The following is a 22,859-nucleotide window of genomic DNA, read 5'->3' on the forward strand; positions in this document are numbered from 1 at the left end:
AGCGTAAATCAACAAAAAACAGCTGCACTTCAGCCCGTCAATACAAAAAACGTGGTCAATTCACAGAAAACAAGAAAAAAAGATCAAATAAATTGCAACTATATAATTCCACAAAAAAACAAACAACATCAGGCTAAAACCCTTACCAGCCATACCTTATATAGGCTAAAGCAACAAAAAAACTGGCACCCAAAGAAATAAATGCTTACAACTTAAATAAGGCCTAAAAACGGCTGTTTTGGGGCTTTTTTGGCCCAAATTCACCCGTTCTCCCGAACATGGCCTAAAAAGCGCCTTTTCCTTTCTGACAGCTTTATGACAGAGAAACGACAAATGTTCCCGAATTTGACCGAAAAAGACCCGTCAAAAACCCAAAAAACACCCTAAAAAAAGAGCAAATCAGGGGGATTCTCCTGTTTTCACAAAAACAATAAACCCTTGAAAACTAAACGTTTTTTACCCTCAAATCGGGGATTTATTTTCTTCAAACTGTAATGTTTGCCTCGCACAATGGGAACCATCGCAACACAGCGATACGCTCCCTAAGACAGGGAACGAAGCGCAGCAAGTTCTGCGTTTCATGTAAATCATCCGTAATGAAGTTCGTTAAATTTTTTCTAATTGCTTCTGGAGATCGACCATGAATACCTTAAGTCTTAAAACCTTAGTAGCCGCCGTTGCTGCAAGCTTATTAGCTGCAGGTGCAGCTTCGGCACAAATCGTAGGCGGTGGGGCAACCTTGCCAGAGAATCTGTACAACGGTAAGGCTGCCCCTTTTAAATCCGGCATCATCACCAGCATCACTGGTTTCGACAAATACATTGGTGTGGGTAGCGGTAACGGTAAAAAGGCTTTCTTCGGTGATAACTCAGACTTCTTTACCGTAAAAAATGCTGCTGGCGATAATGTTCCCGTATACAACCCTAAAGTACGTGTTCATTATGCTGGAAGCGACTCCTTAGTTACTTCCACTGAGTTAACTAATTATAATGCTCACACTACAGCGGGTAAGGCAGCTTTTGGACCCTTGGTACAAATACCAGTCGCTTTAACATCGGTAACTGTCCCATTCAAAGGCTTCTCCTCATTAAAACTAACTGGCGAACAGTTAAATAAAATTTTTACTGACCCTGCCATAACAACATGGGATCAAGTTATAACCGGTGGGCCTGCGGTACCTATTAAAGTAGTATATAGAGCCGACGGTAGCGGTACGACAGAAATTTTTCTACGTCACTTGAAAGCGGTGAACCCTTCTAACCCAAATCTATCAGGCGTTAGCAGCACGTTCTCTAGCGTGGTAAACGTTTCTAATACTAGCAAATACATTGCCGCCAATGGCACAGCTGATGTTATTACTCAGCTAAATGCCAACAACTATTCTATTGCTTACGTTAGCCCCGAAGTGGTGGAGTTTGGTAATCCAGCCAAGGTGGCTAGTATTCAAAACAAAAACCTGAGTGCTCCTAACGACTATGTATTGCCCACTATCAACAATGTGCAAAATGCTGTTAACGCGATACACCCACCAGGAACTCCTCTTTCTAGTCTAAATCCAGTGGACCCAATTCATTGGGGGATCGGAGCCCAACCAACCGAAACAGCGTTAGCATTGCCCGCAGCAGGCTACCCCATCACAGGCGTTACCAACCTACTGTTGAGTCAGTGTTATGCCGACTTTGATGTTGAGGGAGGCATCCTCGATTTCCTCAACAAGAACTATTCCGCAACAGCAGCAGCCAGTGCTAACGACGCAAAAATCATCGCCAACAACTTAGTGCCACTACCCACTAACTGGCAAAATGCTGTACACGAGACGTTTGCAAAGCCAAGCAGTAGTACCTTAGCCATCGGCAACGCCAGCGTTTGCGCGGGCCACGCAGGTCGCTAATCCACTGATTCACACCATGTCATAGTGTTCCACCCGCAGGCTACAAGGGGCTTCCTCTTGTAGCCTGCCGCTGTGTTTTCTTTTTTCCTGACCGCTGCCAACATGACATCAAAATCCCACTCTCGCTACCGTTTACACCCCATCGCCCAAGCCTTAGCACTTGTACTATTAAGCAGTGTGGCGCAGCACAGTCAGGCCCAACTACGCGGCGCCTGGTTTACCCAGAGCAATGCCGCCCAGCAACACCAAAACGCCAACAATAACCATGCTATCCGTGCCGCCCAGCAGGTGGCTAACATGCAGCAACAACAAGCTGCCGCCCGCGCGCAACTATCGCATTCGCTGGACAACTTAAACCGTACCGCCAGCGCTATCGCCGCCCAACAAGCCGCCCAAAACGCTGCCCGCTTAGCGGCACAGCAACAAGCCAGCAACGTAGCCGAAGGCTTAGCACAGGGTGGGCTAGAAGTGGCGGTAGGTGATAAAGCACAATGGTTAGGCGCTGAAGCCCCTGTACACACCCAGCAAAACGGTCAACATCACGTAGGCATTAAACAAACCGAATCTAAAGCTATCCTAAACTGGAACCGCTTTGATGTGGGCCGTAATACGACGGTCGAGTTCCAACAAAAAAATACCGATGCGGTGCTAAACCGCGTCGTCGGTGATCAAGTCGCCCCTAGTCAAATACAAGGAAGAATCAAAGGCGACGGCACCGTCATGGTGGTCAACCAAAACGGCATCGTGTTCAGTGGCACCAGTCAGGTTAACGTGCGTAACTTAGTAGCGGCCGCCGCCACCATCACCGACGACCAATTCCTGAATCACGGCCTCTACAGCCCCGACAGTAAAACCCCCGCTTTCAAGCAAGCTATAGGTAAAATTGAAATACAAGCCGGCGCCCAAATTCACACCCACAAACCAGAAAATTCCACGACCGGTGGTGGCTATGTATTAGTGCTGGCGAAAGACATACAACAAGACGGCACACTGACTGCCCAACAAGGCCAAGTGGCCTTAGCCGCTGGCGACAGCTTCATCATCCGTAAAGGCCAAGCCACCGATGCCAACCAGCAATCCACCGTACGCGGCAACGAAGTCCTACCTAGCGGCCTAGGCCATATAGAAAACACAGGTTTAATACAGGCACGGGCCGGCGATATTAGCCTTAGCGCCAACAGCATTAGCCAAGCCGGCGTATTATCCAGCACCACCACGCAAAACCAGCGCGGCACCGTGCATCTTACGGCCACAGAAGCCGACGCCAATATCCTGCTCGCCAGCCACAGCGTCACCGCCATTGAAGTAGAACCCGGTGGCCAAGCCCTAGACAGCCAGCGCGACAGCGCCATCGCTGCCAACTGGTTAGGTTTGAACGACCGCTTTCGTGGCGACCTATCCCTCATTCGTATCACCAGCGCAGGCACCCTAGACCTTGCCACGGAATCCCTCACTCTGGCGACCGGGGGGCAAATTACCTTCAACGCTGCACACCGCAGCCTAGTGCGAAAGGGTGCTAGGTTGGACGTGTCGGGGGCTTTAGATGTGCCGCTCGCCATGGCGGTGAACAACCTAGAAGTTAACGTGCAGGGCAATGAACAGCGCGACTCCCCCAACAACCGCGACAGTAAAAACCTCAACAATCAAACCATTTGGCTCGATCGGCGCTTTTTAGTCCACGTACCCGATGGCACCAACGGCTACGAGGGGGATCGCTGGTACAGCCAAGGCGGCTTGCTGGAGGTAGGCGGCTATCTCAGCAACACCACACACAGCACCGCTGAATGGTTAGCCCAAGGCGGCACCGTACTGTTTAGCGGCGGCGATGTCGTCACCCAGCAAGGCTCGCAAATTAACCTATCTGGCGGCACCCTAGCCGTACAAAGCGGCCACCTAAAACAAAGCTGGCTACGCGGCGACGATGGTAGGCTGTACCGCGCCGATACCGCCCCGGGTGATCGCCTATACCAACCCGGCGTGTTTACCGGCTACGTACAAGAAAGTGCCCGCTGGGGTGGCAAACGCAGCTTTGCCAGCCCCTTATTGGCCCCACAGCAACGCTTTGAACACGGCTACTTGGTGGGCCGCGATGCAGGCCGTTTAATTATTGATACCCCTAATGCCGTGCTAGAAGGCGAGCTGATCAGCGCAGTTTACAACAGCCCCCGCCAGCACACCGCTGCCCCCACAGACGCCGATGGCTATGGCCTCCCCCATCACGCCCTAGCCCGTAGCGCTCAATTAATTATTGGCCAATACATCCCTTTTTATATCAGTAAGGAACAGCGCCTAGACCATCAGTTCAACCCTCGTGCTCAGTCCGTCATACTAGACAGCCTAGGGGAAGCCATAGCCAGTGAGTGGGAGCTAGATACCGCCCTCCCACTAGAACGTCAGAATACGATTTACGTAAATACCGATGCCCTAAATAGCGACCAACTCAGCGCCCTGCGCATCGCCACCCACGACACACTTGCGCTGCACAGCGACCTTAAACTAGCCGACGGCGCCTACCTACAATTCTACAGCCCCGATATTCATCTTGGCGCCAACATAACGGTACCCAGCGGCAAGGTGGAAGTAGGCAACGTATTACATCAAATTGATGGTAACGGTTACCGCGACTTTTGGCTGAATCCCCTAGCTGGTCGCACCGCCCAAGTGCTAGTAGCGCCAGGCGTCACCCTTACTACCCAAGGCCTATGGAATAACCTGACGCAAGGCAACGCTACCCCATCGCCCTACATTCATGGCGGCAGCGTCTCTTTACGCAGCACGGGCGATATCATCCTAAACGAAAACAGCCTGATTAACGTCTCTGCCGGTGCTACACTCAATCAACTAGGCCGTGTACAAGGGGGCCGTGGCGGCAACCTACAGCTAGAAGCCGGTTTTGGCAACAAGGCCGGGGCCGATATACACCTGCAAGGTCAGCTACAGGGCCACGGCTTCCAACAAGCCGGCACCCTACACTGGCACCAAAACAGCGCTATCGAACTCGGTACCGGCCTGTTTGATGCAGGCTTTTTTGCTGCCGGTTTTGCCCACTACCATATCGCCAGCCTACAGGGCATGAGCCTAGAACAAGAACTACACATCCTGCGCCCCGTACTACAGCCTACTGCCACGGCAGCAGATATGGGCTCCGAGCACCACAGTTCACAAGCCTTACAGCCCTACCTACCTCAACTCTACCTCGCCGACCATACCAAACGCAGCATCACCCAACGCGCCGGCGCCAACCTAACCTTAACCGTGGGTTCTACCTACGCAGCCCCCGATCATGACGTAACCCTGTCCATAGGGGAACAAGCCACACTCTCTGTAGACCCTGGCCAAACGATTCAGCTCTACAGCGTGGGGGATATCCATATCGCGGGCCGCCTGAACGCCTGGGGCGGTAAAATAGAAATCGGCAACCTGTGGCAAGGCCAAGGCACCGGCAACCTATTTCGCACCGTCACCCTAGCCCCTAGCGCTTACCTAGATGTGGCCGGGCGTGCGTCTAGCGCCGTCGACCCTTACGGTAAAGCCTATGGCCTAGCCCCGGCTGGCGGAACTATACAAATAGGGGGACAGTTCAACCATCAAAATGGCACTATAGGTCATATTAACGCTGTTAATGGTGAACCCATAGATGCCGACTCAATGTTCATTCTTGTGCATAAAGGCGCCACACTCGATGCATCAGGCAGCAGGACCCAAATAGATGTACCTCAACAAAACACTATCAACCACGCAAGCAACGGTGGAAGCATTAGCCTCTCGTCCAGTGCTGGCCTATATCTTGACGGACAGTTTATTGCCCATTCTGGCGGCCTTGGTGCTGCGGGCGGGCATTTAACCCTAGCTCTCGACACTCCAATCTACGCCAGTCACTCTAACACTATCGTACGTGAGGCCCGCGAGTTCTTAATAACCACAGAATTCGAATCCAGTACGCAACAAGCATTACGCTATGGTCATGCGCGTCTTGCTACCCAACAATTAGAACAGAGCGGCATCACCAACCTCAGCTTATACAGTGACGGGTTACTTAGCCTAGAAAACGGGCTATTGTTAACAGCCGCAGAATCACTAAATCTATATGCCAGAGCCATTGCCTGGGCGGAACATACCGATCCACATGGTTTAGTGTCACTCAAAGCACCTTATGTCAAACTGGCAGCTCCGGGAAGTGCCACAGGAGCAGAAGGGAATCCTCCCCCTTTACACCCCACTCTTTCAGGCCTAACGCCTTCGCAACAAGCACCGCAAGGACAATTGCAAATCGTCGCGACAGCCCTACTTGATATACAAAACCAGCTAAGTATCGGTGGTCGCACTGACGTCACATCCCATGTCAATCAAATTGTAGACCGACGCGGTTTCGAGCACGTACTCTTGCAGAGTAAAGGTGATATACGATTAGTGAAAGCAAGTCGTAAGGGCCACTTAAGCGCAGTATATGCGCCGGCCAATTTAACTTTACACGCGGCTCAAATTTATCCTGCTACCGGAGCATCTACCTTATTGCAAGCAGGCTGGAAAGCATCACAAAACCCTCCCCATACCTTACTCATTGAACGAGCTGAAGGAGCGCTACCCCACCTTCCTTACTCGGTGTTTGGGACCCTTACTTTAGAAGCACCACACATCATTCAACAAGGTGTGTTACGCGCTCCGCTGGGCCAAATAATTATAGGCTCTAACGCTTATTCAGATTTTACGCAAAGCCTAACCTTAGCGGCTGGCAGCATCACTTCTGTTAGCGCGGCTGGCTTAACCATGCCATATGGCGGCACGGTAGACAATATCGCATGGACCTATATGGCTCAACCCATCAGTCTCTACGGTGCCGGTAGCCCAGAGGTCGGTCATGTCGGTTTGCGCGGACAATATATCGAGGTAGCCGACAAGGCCATCATTGACCTATCCGGGGGCGGCACCTTAACAGGCGCAGGCTTTGTGTCCGGCCGTGGCGGCTCTACCGACGCCCGCTACCACCCCTTAATGCAATACCAAGGCAATAGCTTCACCCTGCCCAGCCAGCAAGACCGGGCCATTTACGCCATAGTACCAAGCCATCCAAACGCTACCGCCCCACAAGCCGAACAAGGCTCTAGCCCCACTGCTGGCCAGCAAATCACCCTAGGCCATCACCTACCCGGCTTGCCTGCAGGTACCTACACCTTACTGCCCGCCAGCTACGCCCTATTACCCGGCGCATTCCGGGTAGAACTACACCTAAACCATCCCCTACCTGGCACCGCACCCACCGCCATGCCTAATGGCTCCTGGGCAGCCAGCGGCACCTTATCGCAAGCCCATACAGGAATTGAACAAAGCCTGGCCCATCGCATCACCCTTACCCCCGCCGATACCCTACGCCGGTATGCCTCCTACAACGAAACCAGCTACGCGGATTTTGCGCACATGGATGCCGTCCGCCGTGGTGTCCCTCGTGCTCAAATAGAAGCAGATGGAAAGCTGTTACATATAGCCCTACGAGAAAGAAATCGTGAACTAGGCACGTTAAGCCTATCTTTGCGTGGCAAGATACTAGGCAAACCAGAAAAACGAGGGTATGGCAGCAACGTGGCTATTACCACTTCCGGCAACATTGAAGTGCTCGCTGACGGCACCACACCCTCAGCAGATCATGCCACCGCCCTCTTAGCCTCTGAACTCAGTCAGCTAGACATCAATCGCTTAAGCTTGGGAACCAGAGTCTACGTTGACTACGATTTTTCACCAAACATTGCTCAAATTCTTGGGTCAAGTGCGGCTCAGGGCATTACCATTCGCTCTGACGCAAGTCTTAGCGCCCCAGAGATTTTACTCGCCAGCCACAGCTTTAGTGCTGAAGGCATTATTATTGAACAAGGAGCGGCCTTAAATACCCTATATCGCGGGGAAGCGGCTTTCAGCGCTAACGACGGCTACATTTATCAAGCGGTAGACAACGCTGCTATTGTTGCCTTATCTAATAGCCTGATGCGTTGGCTCCCGCCTGTACGCGGAAGTGATAATAGCCCTTCCGCACCTATTGCTTTGGGCTCCTGTCCTAGCCATACTTGCCAAGGTCTAACCCGCTTATACTCCGAAGGCTCTTTGGCTTTCCTGACGAATAATAACTTCACCTTAACAGACCACGTGCGCTACGGCACGCGCCATTTAAGCCTAGGTTCAGATGCCTTCCACATCGGCTCACAAACCGCCTTACAGCAGGCCGCCTCGGCTGGCGTACTGCCCCCTGGCCTGCGCTTAACCGAACGGGACTTCCAGCGCCTACTCCAAGGCGATACAGACTGGGGCGCACCCGCTATGGAAACCCTTGAGCTTATCGCTGGCAGCAGCATGAACTTCTTGGGTAACGTCACCCTGTCTACCCTTAATAGTCAGGGCCAGTCCACCATGGACAACCTGCTGCTGACCACTCCCGCCATCTATGGCTATGGTACAGAGACCGACACCGCCGCCATCCATACCGGCCATCTAATCTGGAACGGCAGCAGCCAAGCCGCAGGCGATGTGGTGTATGGTGGTGCTGGCACAGGCGATGGCACCTTTCACATTGATGCCCAGCGCATTACCTTAGGCTTTGGCCCGTGGAGCCAACCCGACGGCGACACACTAGCGGCACGCTTACTCCTGGGTTTCAAGCAGGCCCACTTGAACGCCAGCACCGCCTTTAGTGCCAACAATGAAGGCAAGCTATCTTTCTACCACCGCCGTGGGCTCGATTACGACACCGTCAACGGCTACCAGTACAGCGGCGGCCACCTACGCATTCACACCCCCTTGCTCACCGGCAGCGCCGGCTCTAGCAGCAGCATAGTAACGGGTGGCGATATCAACGTACACAACCCCTACGGCGCATCACTAGGATACGATGCCCTCAACGCCTTGGGGGCAGAACTCGGCCTACAAACCGGTGGCAGCCTACACCTAAACACCGCCGTGCTACTGCCCAGTGGTAAATTAAGCTTGAAAGCCCAGCACCATCTAGACCTAGGCGCCCACGCCCACATCGACATGGCGGGCCGCACCGTCACCTACTTTGACGATGCCGCCGCCACTCAATACAGTTGGGGTGGCGATGTCTACCTAGAAAGCCTGGGCGGTAACATTACTCAGGCACCAGCCTCCATCATCAACCTATCGGCCATCAACAACCAAGCCGGGCGTTTAAGCGCTCTGGCCAGCCACCCAGACCACGGCCGGGTCTTATTACAAGGCCAAATCCTGGGCCAAGCCAGCGGCACCTACAATGCGGGTGGCACTGTCGTGCCCTACCTGAGTGGCGGGCTGATTATTCAAGCCCAAACCTTGGGCCATGGTGACCTGAACAGCAACTTTGCAGCCCTTAACCAGCGCCTGAATACCGGCGAGGTGTTTGGCCTGCGCCGCTTCCAGCTACTACAAGGCGACTTGCGCGTGGGCGATGAACTACGCGCCCACGAAATTGACCTGTCCCTAGACGCTGGCCACCTAAACGTACAAGGCAAAATCGATGCCAGCGGCGCCCAAGTGGGCAGCATACGCCTAGCCGCCCAGAACGGCCTACACCTAGGCAGCCAAGCCCTACTGGATGCCCACGGCACCCTGGCCCGTATCGACAGCTACGGCCAGTTAATTTATGCGCCCAACCGCGCCATCATCGAACTGAACTCGGGCCTAGGCCAACTGCATACAGAAGCTGGCGCCCAACTGGACCTGCGCTATGGCACCGACGATGCCCGCCTAGCGGCTATCGTTGCTGCCCCCCGCTTAGGAGAAGTGCACCTGTACGCCCCCCGCCTCGACGCCCAAGGCCATAGTCACACCGCAGCCGCCATCCAGCATGGGGACCTAGCCATACACATAGAACCCGGCCTACAACTACAAGGCGCCCATGCGGTGGCCGTGTATGGCCGCACCATCTATGACGATGCCCCCTACGGCACCGACCCTGCGGCCAGCGGTAAAGCCTACCAAGTCATCACCCAAGACTACCTAAACGCCAAACACCAGCAGTCTGCCCAGTTCATTAACGCCGCCTTAGCCAATACCCACCTACGTCAGCACAAACTGGCCGGTTTAACACAAAGCTACGGCGATATCTTGCACCTACGCCCCGCTATTGATCTGGTCAGCGCCACCGCCGATGGTGATTTAATAGTAAGCGGCGACCTAGACTTATCCGGCCACCGCTACGCTAGCCTGAACCCCCACCGCCAACAAACCGCCCTGTATGGCTCTGGCGAGCCGGGTACCTTGGCCATACGCGCTGGTGGTAACCTATCCATATACGGCAGTATTAACGATGGCTTTGCGCCCCCACCCGAAACCCCCGACGATAACGGCTGGGTGCTGACCCCAGGAGTCATCGCTTTCGGCGGCGAAATTATTGTGCCCGGCAGTGGCGTGGTATTGGGCAAGGGCACGCAGTTTGCCTCGGGCAAAACCCTCAACTACGCCATTCCCATCCAGCCTAGCTTGGCCGCAGGCGTAGAGCTACCCGTTACCGCCACCTTAAGCACTAACTTAGACTTGGCCGCTGGCTATGTCTTTAACGGCCCGGTTTACGATGCAAACGGCCAACTACTACATGCTGCCGGCAGCATACTGCAAGAAGCCACTACCTTAGCCGCTAACACCCAATTAGGGGCTGGTTTTAAACTGCCTGCCCGCGCCAGCTTCCATGCCTTTACTTGGCCAGCCGGCGTGCCCTTGCCGCAATCCTTAGCATTGGCTCAGGATGTGAACTTACCCCTGGGCGCCCTCATCCCTAGCCTCACAGACGTTAAACTCCCCCATAACGCCCTCTCCACCCCCTTACGCCCCACTGCCAACGGCCGCATGGGGCAAAACTGGGCTATTGCCGCCATGCTGCCGGAGAAATCGCTGTCGTGGAACCTGCGCGTAGTGGCGGGAGCCGATACCCAGGCAGTGGACAACCGCTCCTTGCAACAAACCGCGAACGGAGAAATCCAATTAAGTGATAGTCATTACACGATATTTAATCAACGTGAGTCGCTATTTATACCTGGCGTCCCCGATCAAATTATTCCCGGCGGCGCATGGTTTTGGAATGCGCTGGGAGAACAGCGCTTTGGCCATAAAGCAGGGACACTTGCTGGCCCTGAATTTGAACGTCATTGCAGCCGTGGCTATTGTGACCGTTATTTTTATGTTTGGAACGAGCTAGGTGAACAACGCTTTGGTTATAAGGCAGGAACGCCTGCTGGACCTGAATTTGAACGCCACTGCAATCGCGGATACTGCGACTCCTTGGGCGAGTCCATCATTATCCCAGGCACCCCTGACCAAACCATTATCGGCGCTATCATCAAGCAAGTCCCCGTTTCTCACGTTTTCAGTGTTTTACGCACTGGTACAGGGCACCTAGACCTCATCAGCCAAGGCAGTATTCAGGTACAGTCCCCTTACGGCATTTACACCGCAGGCACCCACACGGCCTCGGCAGCAGCAAACCAAGAAGCCGATTTTAATCGGAGCAGAGCAAAAGCCGCCGATGGCACCTACTTAAACACCAGTAAATCCATGGCGCCTAGCGATGGTTCCAGCCCTGCTCTCGGAACTGGCTATGAAGCCTTAGTAAATGGCGGCCCCTCGTCCACCTACACCGCCTGGTACCCAGAGCATGGGGGTAATGTGCTGATTCACTCTGGTGGCAACGTCACGCTAGACAATTGGTCAGGGTATTTTAACATTTCGCAAGATACTGACTTGAGAGAGTTAAAGTCCAGCAGCTTAGTCAGCAACTGGCTCTGGCGCCAAGCTTCCGGTAATACCAACGGTATAGACCCTATTGCCACAGCCTGGTGGCTGAACTTTGGCACCTACATCGCGGGCACACCCAATAGTATTAATTCGTCTATAATTTCCGGACTAGACCAAGTCAATTATGGTGGAGTGATCTCTACGCCGGAGCTCATAGGGTTTACTGGCCTAGGGACCTTAGGCGGGGGAAACCTACATATCGATGTACAGGGCATGGCCGGTACCCTAGAACGTCTAGGGCGCAACGAAACAAATATGCCTCGCAGCCAAGCTTTAAATGTGGCCGTGGCCAGCACAGGCCGCGTATTAGCCGACGGGTCATTACTACAAACTGGCGGCGGTGATTTACAGCTACGCATTGCCCACGGGTGGAACCCCAGCATGGCAGCAAGAGCCCGTATCAGCTCTAACTCCGGCCTTCAGAGTCAAAACCCCAACCTACTGGGCACCGTCACCAACCTACGCGGCGACACCTACACCTTAAGCAACAGCCTAGGCGGCATCAAACAGTTTTATACCCGTGCCCTTGGCCTAGGCACTGACCTACGTGACACGCGGGCCTTTGACCCCTATGCCCAACAGCGCGGTTTTGCCAATGGCGGCATCACCTTGGTATTGGGCGATAGCCCTGCACGCTTACATACGCGTGGCGATCTAGTGCTAACAGGCACGGCCGACCCTACCCGCCTTGCCACACCCTATACCCTGCCCTACTCCTACCTAGGGCAAGCATATGGGTCGGGCGGCGAATCCTGGTTTTCTCTGTGGACGCCCAACACCGCCATACAGCTATTTAGCGTGGGTGGTCACGCTGCGCCAGCAGCGCAAAGCTACCTTACTAACGACTTGAACGCCAGCGATGGTTGGCAAACCTATCCTTCGCAACTTAAAGTCATCGCCACAGCGGGCAGCATCTTTATACAGCATTCTGAAAGAACTCAAAACTACATTCCTATCCTTTTAGCTCCTTCCACTTTAGGAGAGCTAACCCTACTCGCGCAACAATCCATCTACACCGCCGGCTTAAGCATCAGTCGATCTGGCAACCTAAACGCCATTAGCAGCCCCTTTAAACCGGCTTTTATGTCGCGCACAGGCTTCCTGAATGAGGCGCAAGCCCATAACTTGACTGAAAACGCCATGTACCTCCGAGCCAGCTTATTTACCTTTGGCGTACCCAATGCTGCCCTAAGCAGCCACCTAGACAGCCGCCCCAGCCGTTTCTATGCCCAACAAGGGGACATCATCGGCTTAGAAAGCGGCGGCGTCATTGACTTTGGAGCACACGGGTCCCGTGCCAACCAAATCTGGTACGAAGGCCATGCCCCCGTTTGGATGCGCGCCGGCCGCGATATTGTGCGCTCGGGCAATGTCATGGGCACGGACAATCGAACTTCTATGCCCAATGCGCTAGGTTCGGTAGTGGGTAAAGACACCTATGGCCCCTCATTCCGCACCGGCAACCTATTCATACACCATCACGCGAATGATGTGTCTATAGTAGAAGCGGGTAGAGATATCATCTTGAGCCATTTTCAAATAGCCGGCCCGGGTACGCTAGAAGTTAGTGCTGGTAGACATATTATAATGGCCCAGCAGCTCATAGACCTTAGTCAATTCCCAAGACGTAGCCACTTAGTTAACACAGGCCTGCATAGCCTAGGCCCCATCGTGCCCGGCGACCACCGCCCCGGTGCTTCTATCGCCGTACAAGCCGGCATGGGCCCTGGCGCGCAGTGGGATGCCTTCCTACAGCACTACCTAGACCCAGCCAATGCCGCCATAGTGGGCACGCCCTTGGCCGACCAAGCCGGTAAAGTGGTAAAAACCTACCACGATGAACTCATTACGTGGCTAGAACAGCGCTACGGCTTTGAAGCGGACGGTGATGGTGATACCGTAGAACAAGCCCGCGCCTACTTTGCCGCCCTAGGCCGCGAACAACAGCGCATTTTTGCCCGCGACCTGTACTTCGCCGAGCTACGCGCCGGTGGCCGTGAATATAACGATGCCAATGGCCCCCGCGCCGGCAGCTACTTACGTGGCCGCCAAGCCATCGCTGCTCTGTTCCCCACTACCGACGCACAAGGCCAGCCCATTCACTACCAAGGCGACGTACTCATGTACGGCGCTTCCGGCGTGCACACCGATGTAGGCGGCGATATACAAATCCTCACCCCCGGTGGCGCACAAATTTACGGCATAGAAGGCTCCGCCATCCCCCCCGCCACCGCCGGCCTCATCACCCGCGGCCAGGGCAATATACAAATGTACTCCCTAGGCAGCATTCTGCTAGGCCAAAGCCGCATCATGACCACCTTCGGTGGCGACATACTGGCCTGGTCCGCCCAAGGTGACATCAACGCCGGCCGCGGCGCCAAAACCACCCAAATCTTCACCCCACCCCGCCGCGTCTACGACGACATCGGTAACGTCACCATCAACCCCGACGTCCCCAGCACCGGCGCCGGCATCGCCACCCTGGCACCCATCGCCGAAGTCCCACCCGGCGACATGGACCTCATCGCCCCCCTAGGCACCATCGACGCAGGCGAAGCCGGCATCCGCGTCTCCGGCAACGTCAACCTCGCCGCCCTCCACGTCGTCAACGCCGAAAACATCCAAGTCCAAGGCGAATCCAAAGGCATCCCCATCGCCGTCACCGTCAACGTCGGCGCCCTCACCAGCGCCAGCAGTGCCGCCACCAGCGCCGCCACCGCCGCCCAAGAAACCCTAGCCCGCACCCGCGACGCCGCCCGCAGCACCCAACCCTCCCAAATCCAAGTCCAAGTCCTAGGCTTCGGCACCTAACCCAACCCCCACCCCCAAAAAAACCTACGCCCCAAAAAGGCGTAGGTTTTTTTGTTTAAATTCGCTAATCTCAAAAACCGTCAGAAGTTTTGTTATACTTCTGACAATCAGGAGACAACCTTATGCAACCACTTTCCAAAACAATACTTCAGCACGCTACCGGCTTGCCGGAAGGGTCGCCTTTGGTCGCAAAGGAATTACTGCACTTAGGCAATCGTGCTGCCATCGACCAAGCTTTGTCCCGCCTCGTTCAGCGCGGTCATTTATTACGTGCAAGCCGTGGCATATATGTCTTACCAATCGAAAGCCGCTTTGGAAAGCGCGCGCCCTCCACTGCTAAAACGATCGAAAATCTGGCCAAACAACGTGGCGAAGTCATCGTTCCGCACGGCGCATCCTCAGCTAACGCACTCGGCCTCACCACTCAAGTACCTATGCAAGCCATCTACCTAACATCCGGCCCAAGCCGACGCTTAAAGCTAGGGGCACAAAAAGTAGAACTGCGCCACGCACCGAAATGGCAACTGATTTACCCAGGTCGCGCCGCAGGCGACCTAGTACGCGCATTAGCCTGGCTAGGCCCAGAAAAAGCCAGTAAAGCAATCCCCACCCTCCGCACCAAACTGCCCCCCGCCGAGATAAAAAAAGCCACCTCAGCCCGCTCCCGCCTGCCAACCTGGATGGCACAAGAAATAAGCGCCTTGGTGTCCCATGAGACACCCCCACGATCTTTCCATCAACTCCCTGTTGGACACGCCACACAGAAACCGACGACCAACACATGATCGACGACGGTTTGTTTCTGGATAGCGTTGAGCCTTTCGATGCACTGATAGCACAGTGCCAAGTCATACAAGAAAAACTCCGAACCTTCTGAACGCCTTTAGCTATCCCACTCTATTATTAACAACAAAAAAATATCCTTACATATCATACAGTTGCGCTGTTTGATTCACCTGATACCATAAAAAATACCATATTTAGAGATTTCAAGCCGTCAGAGCGGTAATTTGTAAACCCACATTCGCCCAATGTAAGTGATTCGCCGGCTGCAACCCTAGCCTCCCCACAAATCATCGGGGCCTAGATAGCTCAGATCAAGCTGGCCGTTATTCATAGCGACCGTCGCTCGAACAACACCTCGCCGATTCGGGTTGAGTGGGTGTTGTAGCAGACCAATCGCGTGCCCGTCAGGTGCCAGCACTAGCGGCTGTCCGTTCCAATGAAAGAGGCTGACTGGTGTTCCGGGAGGCGCCGGTACTGCGAACCACTGGACGTTTCCAAGATAATCTCGCCGCGCCCAGGTCAGGTTGTCTGACGGAGCAAACTCCTGGATGAATGCGAGCCATATGGCCCGAGTCTCGGCCGTTGGCCAGTTTGCTTGCGCCGACCAGGCCGCGAGGCCGGGTGAACGCAGCCAGTCGCGCAATTCCGAACCGGTCGTGAAGGTGGCGGCCGTGTCGGTAACAGCTTTGATGGCAGCCAGCCGTGAATTAAACCCCGCTTGGATCAGAATCGAAGCGGAGCGGTTCACCGTCCCCGTTTCGACAGCCTGAACAGCCAAGCCGAGTTCATAATCATCCAATGCCTGTGCAAACATGCCAACGACATCGCCATTTGCCGCAGCACGGACCCGTAAGGCTTCCATAGCCCAGGGAAGGCGATACACTAGGCCACCCTCAATAAACTGCAATGCATCAGCTTGCTCTCCGGCGATGATCGCTGCCAACGGCTGCCCGAGCAACCAACATCTGAGAACTTGGCGCCAATTCGCCGGGAGTGGGTCTGGCTCAAACGGGTAGAAGGCGAATACGCGTTCGGCGATCCCAGTGATCGCGGCGATTGCCAACTCATGATCCGATGCCATGAGGGCTGCGTTGGCTTGTATGAGAAGATCGTTCGCCTCCGGCGCAATTGCGTCCAGCGCATGTCCAGCTTCAAGACCAAGCCCGGCCAAAAAGTAGCCACGCCGTGTAGCGGCAGTCGAATTCATCCATATATGCCGGCTCCGAGTAAGTAGCGTGGTGCGATAGGCAGCGCGCAATGCGTCGTCGACGCGAAGTAGCCGGCGTTGCCAGAGCGAAGATTGAAGGATGTTGTCGAGCGCAGCCTCAATCTGATCATCGGGCACGTCGGCCTCGCCGATGAGACTGAGAATGGCTGTGTCGAGCGTTGCCATATAACGCTCCCACTCTTTCAGCGCCCGCTCGCGCTTGTTGGCCTCTTCGCCGGCGACCTCGGGGAAGGTCCACGCCGCAGCATTGTTGACGACATAGTCGATCAACTGGTCGAGATTGCCACCGAGGCGGGCGTGCATACGGCTCAGCAGCGAGAAGATGAGCTGGATGAGCCCACTTTCCATCTCGCGGGCGCCAAGGTCCTCGATCAGCTCGACCCATTTGTCGTGTTTCCTGTTCCTCGTATCTTCAAAGATGGGATAGAGGACAAGGCCTTCTACATCGACGTAGGCTCGGCCTGCGCGGCCGATGACGTTCTTGAACTCCGAAACCTTGATCTTCTCACCGTGCCGGTAGAGCGAGTGCATGACGACTGCGGTCGCCGAAAGATTGAGCCCCTGCGCCAGGGTAGGCGACGAGATCGTGACCTTGAGCACACCGTCACCCAGAAGGCGCTCGACTTCCTTGCGATAAGCGGTTGGCAAGGCGCCATGATGAAGCGCCACACCAAGCCGAAGGCATTTCAAGATGTCGCTGTCCGGCCCAAGCCATTCTTCACCGAGCGCGACGGCGATCTGCAAGGTGGCTGGATCAACCGTGAGCAAGGATGCGAGTGCGCCGCGCGAGTGCAAGTCAACGATGACCTTGGCGAACGGTTCAACGCTGCGGCGCTCTGGACAATAGATCAGCACGGTCTGGCCGTCGCTGACAAGGCGCCATGCGGTAGCAAGGCTCAATTCCTGCTGATTGTCCGGGAAGAGCCGGGTGCGAAGCCTCTTCGGCGGCACGAACAGCGGCGGCGCAGTGCCGGTGATAAATCGGGGCACGAAGGGTCTTTCCTCGCCAACGCGAAGATTGAGGCGCGCTGTCGGCGCGTTCCAGGTTACTTCGCCGAACCGCAAGCGCGTCGGGCGCCAATCATTCTTGATGGGACTTCCCGGTTGATCTCGCCGTAGCCACGCCGAGAAGTCTTCCATTTGATCGCCGTCGGGAAGAATTGCCGACAAACAGACAATGCGGCGTTGATCGGCGTCCTGACGACGCAAGAGGCGCTGAATCTGAACCTCATATCGAACTTCGCGCTCGCCAGGCCCGATCATATGGCCTTCGTCGAACACGAGAAGGCCCACATCGTCGAGTAGCGATGGATCGTTCCTCAAGGCGAAATCGAGCTTCTCGGGGGTCGCGACGACGATATCACGCTCGCGAATGGCATCCTCGTCGAAGCCGGACACGCCGATGCTACCGTAAAGGGCGGAAATGGTCTTGCCAAGCGGCCCGAACGTGCGCTGGAGCGTGTTTTCGGTTTGCGCCGACAAAGCGCGAAGCGGGGTCACGAATATGACGCGCCGCCCGCCGGCTAAACATCTCAAGATGGACAGCTCAGCGATGCGGGTCTTCCCGGCACTGGTCGGCAGTGAAACGACTAGGTTGTCAGTTTGATCGACAGCGCGCGATGCCGCCTCGGTCTGTGACGGCCATAGGTCGACCTCGGCCCTTGGGCGTCGAGCGAGCAAGGCGATGAAGAGTTCGCGGAGGCGGGGCCATGAAGGGGCAGCGCCGCCAGCGGGAAGCAGCGGGATCTTTTCGTGGAAGGTGTTCGACCAGAGATCGGAAAGCAGATGGATAGCGATCCGATGCCCCCACCATTGTGGCAGAAGGTTCAGCTCCCCGCAGATGTCGAGATTCTTGCGAAGCTGGGCGATCGCCCGGTCTAGAAGAGCATGTTCGCCGCGATCCAGGCCGAGCAGGAACATTGAAAAGGCGCCGAAGAAAGCGTCTGTCAGTGCAAGATCCAGGCCTTCGAAAAGAAAGTCCATTCCGTCTTGTTCCGGCGCATCGACAGCGACAGGCTCGGCGAGGCGCTGCTGGAAAAGCGCCGTAATGGCCGTATCCGATCCTCGGCCATCGAGGCGAAAGGCATACACGCGTGCACGCAGCGCATTGATATCTCGGCGCATCAACAGGGCGAGCGCCTGTTCGATCGGCGAGAAATTCGCCTCGTCGGCCACTATTGCGAGGAGGGAATAGGCCCGGGCGGAAAGATGCGCGAGATGATAGCTGGCTGCTGCCATGACGAAATGGAAATCGCGGTCAGCTTCGTCGCGATTGCCATTGGCCATAATCGACTCAAGGGCTGTCGCCGCCTGTTCGAATGCGATCCGTGCCTGGTTCGAGTCACCATCGAGATCTAGAAGGCGTAGCCCGAGCCCAAGCAAGCCATAAGCGTAACTGTGAAGGTCGAAGCTGAGCTGCGGCGAGAAGGCGGGCGCACCAGGTGGAAGAACACCGTCACGCCAGATCATTGCGCGCGCCTGACCTCGCGCAATGAGCCTGCCGCGAAAGCCTGCCGTCGCCGCGTCCGTTATAGCGGCTGTGATCGAATCAGGGGAGGTTGGCATTGGCTATGACCCTATCGTAGACGGCCCCGACAAAGGCGGCATGGCCGTCGACGTGCAGACCGATACCCAATTGTCCAATCGGACCAGGATAGGCCTGCAGCGCCTGCGTGAGCAGAGCCTGCGGGGAGTTTCCAGAGAACGTGAAGAGGAGATGTTTGACGCTCTCGGGCGGGATACCGTGCCGATAGAGCGCCTCGTCGATGGCGTCGACGAGCGGTGCGTCGGTGCCTAGTTCCATCAGTCTGGCTGAGATAAAGGACAATGCATGCGACGAGGGAAGGCCGCCATCCTTATCCAGGCCGCCCCGCGCCTCCTCCAGCGTTTGAGCACGCAGGTTAATGCGGCTCTTGGCTTCTGTTTTCAGGAAACAGAGCCGCTGTGTTGCCGGATCCAGAAACATGCCGATGACGTCGTCGCCGCGCATCGCCATGTTGCGGTGATCCTTCCAGCGCAGCCGTTTGATTGGCGCGCGATAACCGCTGTGCGTGTCGATCCATTCTGTAGCGTAGATCTCACCGAGGTCGCCCGATCGGATCTGCGACGTTTGCGGGAGAAGATCGGTGATCATCTGAGCAGCTACGGCCTTGCCCAACCTCGCAAGCGCGGCCGCGATACGCTCCTCGGCAGCGTAGTGAGCGGGGATAGCCCTGGCCGTCACCTGAATGCCGATCGCAGTGTCCGCTGGCCGGCCTGTCATGACGCGGACATGATGATTACCTAATGGCGTGTCTGCCGAGTCGCACCAATCATTGAATTGGACCATCTCCTCCTCCTTAGCTCGGAAAAAGGTCGCGAACGCGAAGAAAGGGCATGCCGGTTTCGGCTGCTTTGCGCACCTTCTGTTCAAGAACTTGGTTGAGCGGTATCTCGCGGTCGAGCAACTCATAGAGATCGAGGCCGTCCATACAGATAACGCGCTTGCCTCGGCCGAAGGCGATGAGGCCCTCATTCGAGAAGCCGCTGTTGCTCACGAACAGGCCCCGCGTCCAGGCTGCCTTCTGTTCAATCTTGCCGTGGAACGTATGCAAATCGGCGACGCCAATTGGCTGACTATGCCATTTAGCTTCCAGCAGATAGGTCTCGCTGCCGAGCTGGAAGCTACCGTCGATCTGCTCACCGCGAAGGCGGAACGGCTCCTGAGCGGCCAAACCGTATGCGTCGAACATTCCCTTGAGGAATCCCTCGAAGGCAAAACCACGGGCCTGAGCACTGAGCGAGGAGACCTGTAGCAGCTCGGCCTTAATGATAGCGATCTTCTGACGATCGACTGTGGGTTGGAGCTGTGATTGGGTTGGCTTCGGAGCCGCACCACCGGAGAGACGATTAATCAAGCCTTGATAGCGCGACTGCGCATTGATTACTGGATCCTTGCCGCCGCTGCGGGCAAGATAGTCGGAGCGGTGTTCCCAGAGAGCTGTAAGTATGCAAACGGCAGTGGCATCGTCACAGTTCTGTAGGAAATAGCGCAGCCGCTTCCCCTTGGAGCCACCGTTAGCCGCGTATTTGGGATCGTCAATATTGACCCTTAGCTCCGAGGCAAAAAAATCCGCAAAACTCGTGTCGGAAAAATCGAGCACGAACCCGGGACCTCGGATGAAATCAACGAGGTCATCTACAAGGCGTAGATCGTTGGATCGTATTGAGTTAATAAATTCACCCCCATTGACGAAAACAAACAGCTTAACTAACTCACGCAGCTCTGACGGCGCTCACGCTCCTGGTCGGCTATCTCACCCGGCTGCAATGCCAGCTCGGCATCGCTTATACCCTCCAGCACATCACGCAGACGCAACGTGCAGGCAATGAATGGCGGCTCGAACTTGTAGCCGGCAGCGATCATCTCGGCCTCAACTTCCTCGGTAATGAAAAACGGCTCGCTTATGTTGTCCTGCTTCATACGCTGCGGCTCCGATAGTCGCTGGTCACCCTTTCGGGTTGTGCCACGTTCGGGCTGCACGCATACCTTGTCGCCCTTGCTTATCGGGCGCAGCGGTAGCTCTACCGCTTCGGGGCTATGCCGTTCGAAGTTCAGGCCAAAAGGAAGGCGCGACGACAGAATCTTGAACTCTCGATCCAACTCGGCTCCCAGTGCCGAATCCTTGGCTTTTGCCTTGGCAATCAAATCAGTCAGTCTGGACACGGAACTTTTTTCTCTCTTCTATCTTCGCTATTGATGGCGTGGTTGCACGACGCCGCAATGCTTGTAAATCGTGGTTCGAGATACTCCATAGCGACGGGCCACGTCAGCCACCTGAATATCGGGGTCACGTAACAGGGCTTTGATCTCTCTTACCTGCTGTACGTCCAGCTTCGGCTTGCGACCACCGGCGCGACCTCGGGCACGCGCTGCGGCCAGCCCGGCTTGCGTCCGCTCACGGATCAAGCCACGCTCGAATTCGGCCAGCGCTGCAAACACATGGAAGATTAGCTTGCCCGCTGCGCTGCCGGTTTCGATCTTTTCCGTCAAACTTTCAAAGCCGACGCCACGCTGCTCAAGATCGGTCACGACCTGTACCAGGTCGGGCAGGCTGCGCCCGAGACGATCCAGCCGCCAAACCACCAGGGTGTCCCCTGGCCGAAGCGCCTTGCTGCACTGTTCAAGCTCTGGTCGAGCCGTGTTCTTGCCGCTAGCCGCTTCTTCGTAGATAACGCCGCATCCGGCCTGCTGAAGCGCGTCGCGCTGCAGGTCGAGGTGCTGATCGTCAGTCGATACGCGAGCGTACCCTATACGTTGATTCATGGACGCAACCAGGACATTGAAAACTTGACGGATATGTTAACACTTCAAGGCGGTTCTCACGACGAAAAATTGCAGTCTTTTCATCTGTTCAAAAAACCACCGTTTGCTGAACACGCGTTAACTGCACCCCACACCATTTAACAAAAACACATACGATGTTTTTTCACCCTATTGTCGATATTTTTTTATTGTTAAATTAATCATTATCGCTGCCATAAAGACCAATTAATTTACAAACACCCTACAGACCATAATCTCTAAATACCCATTAAAAAAATACTCCGAAATCCATACCTCCTTACTAATGATCATAGGCGCCTGATCATTTACTATTGCATCCTTCTTTAGTTACGTCTTAAGCCAGTTTATCCCCCGACTAATTAATGCTACCAATATAGAAGGTCTAACTTGAAATCCTATTTCCCTTTGGTCTATCGTTGCCTTAATATCTATCATCGACTAGATTCGGGGCTGCATAGCGGCACGTTGTCACTCCATTCTTTACGATAGACGACCTTTTTCGTGCCCCGCACAACGCAACTCCTAAAGGCTACACCTTGCCCCACCAAGGCACGCTTATTTGCGCTGAAATCATGGATTATCTCGGCTTATCTGTGAATGATGCTGCAAATATATTCGGAATCTCGGAGGCCGCGTCAAGGTCTACTTTATCAACAAGGACACTATCCAATGAGCACTAAAAACACTCTCGCCTATCACGATTCCAATGACGACACCCCTTCATGGCACTTATATGAAGACGTTTTTGACGAAGAAGCTGTTTATCTATCACTCGAAGGCGTTGCCATAGAGCTCACCGCTCGGGAAGCTGGCAGCAGCACTATCACCTTACGCTTGCCGCAAAAAACAGCCACCCAGCTTGGCCTACTAACAGAAAACCGAAAGTTAACAGTTAAAAAAAGCGAATAACGTAAAAAAACAGTATTTATTTTCAAGGTCACGCCGCAGATGACCTAGTACGCGCATTAGCCTGGCTAGGCCCAGAAAAAGCCAGTAAAGCAATCCGCACCCTCCACACCAAACTGCCACCCGCCGAAATCAAGGAAGTC

9 protein-coding genes are annotated in these 22,859 nt (G+C 55.0%); 4 read left to right on the top strand and 5 right to left on the bottom strand.

The window, feature by feature from the left end:
* The first annotated feature begins 640 nt into the window (after positions 1–640).
* From OSH01_RS11600 to OSH01_RS11610, 3 genes are all read left to right on the top strand, one after another.
* On the top strand, positions 641–1,891 hold the full coding sequence (locus OSH01_RS11600) for a substrate-binding domain-containing protein (RefSeq protein ID WP_266124274.1): 1,251 nt from the start codon (positions 641–643) through the stop codon (positions 1,889–1,891).
* A 102-nt stretch (positions 1,892–1,993) separates the two neighbouring features.
* A complete protein-coding gene (locus OSH01_RS11605) occupies positions 1,994–14,470 on the top strand; it encodes a filamentous haemagglutinin family protein (protein WP_266124275.1) in 12,477 nt (4,158 codons plus the stop codon).
* 122 nt (positions 14,471–14,592) lie between these two features.
* Positions 14,593–15,255 (top strand): DUF6088 family protein, encoded by a 663-nt coding sequence (locus OSH01_RS11610; protein WP_266124276.1) that lies wholly within the window; start codon positions 14,593–14,595, stop codon positions 15,253–15,255.
* A 272-nt stretch (positions 15,256–15,527) separates the two neighbouring features.
* On the opposite strand, the gene OSH01_RS11615 is transcribed toward OSH01_RS11610, so the two are convergent.
* From OSH01_RS11615 to OSH01_RS11635, 5 genes are all read right to left on the bottom strand, one after another.
* A complete protein-coding gene (locus OSH01_RS11615; protein WP_266124277.1) occupies positions 15,528–18,953 on the bottom strand; it encodes a DEAD/DEAH box helicase in 3,426 nt (1,141 codons plus the stop codon).
* A gap of 79 nt (positions 18,954–19,032) precedes the next feature.
* Complete coding sequence (locus OSH01_RS11620; protein WP_266124278.1) at positions 19,033–19,812, bottom strand: Hachiman antiphage defense system protein HamA; 780 nt, start codon at positions 19,810–19,812, stop codon at positions 19,033–19,035.
* A 10-nt stretch (positions 19,813–19,822) separates the two neighbouring features.
* Complete coding sequence (locus OSH01_RS11625; RefSeq protein WP_266124279.1) at positions 19,823–20,626, bottom strand: restriction endonuclease; 804 nt, start codon at positions 20,624–20,626, stop codon at positions 19,823–19,825.
* 107 nt (positions 20,627–20,733) lie between these two features.
* On the bottom strand, positions 20,734–21,189 hold the full coding sequence (locus OSH01_RS16575; RefSeq protein ID WP_435574920.1) for a hypothetical protein: 456 nt from the start codon (positions 21,187–21,189) through the stop codon (positions 20,734–20,736).
* A gap of 27 nt (positions 21,190–21,216) precedes the next feature.
* Complete coding sequence (locus OSH01_RS11635; protein ID WP_266124280.1) at positions 21,217–21,789, bottom strand: recombinase family protein; 573 nt, start codon at positions 21,787–21,789, stop codon at positions 21,217–21,219.
* A 690-nt stretch (positions 21,790–22,479) separates the two neighbouring features.
* Here OSH01_RS11635 and OSH01_RS11640 point away from each other — a divergent pair.
* Complete coding sequence (locus OSH01_RS11640) at positions 22,480–22,719, top strand: hypothetical protein (RefSeq protein ID WP_266124281.1); 240 nt, start codon at positions 22,480–22,482, stop codon at positions 22,717–22,719.
* Positions 22,720–22,859 lie beyond the last annotated feature (140 nt).

It is taken from the genome of Alcaligenes endophyticus, assembly GCF_026344035.1.
GTDB classification, from domain to species: domain Bacteria; phylum Pseudomonadota; class Gammaproteobacteria; order Burkholderiales; family Burkholderiaceae_B; genus Alcaligenes; species Alcaligenes endophyticus.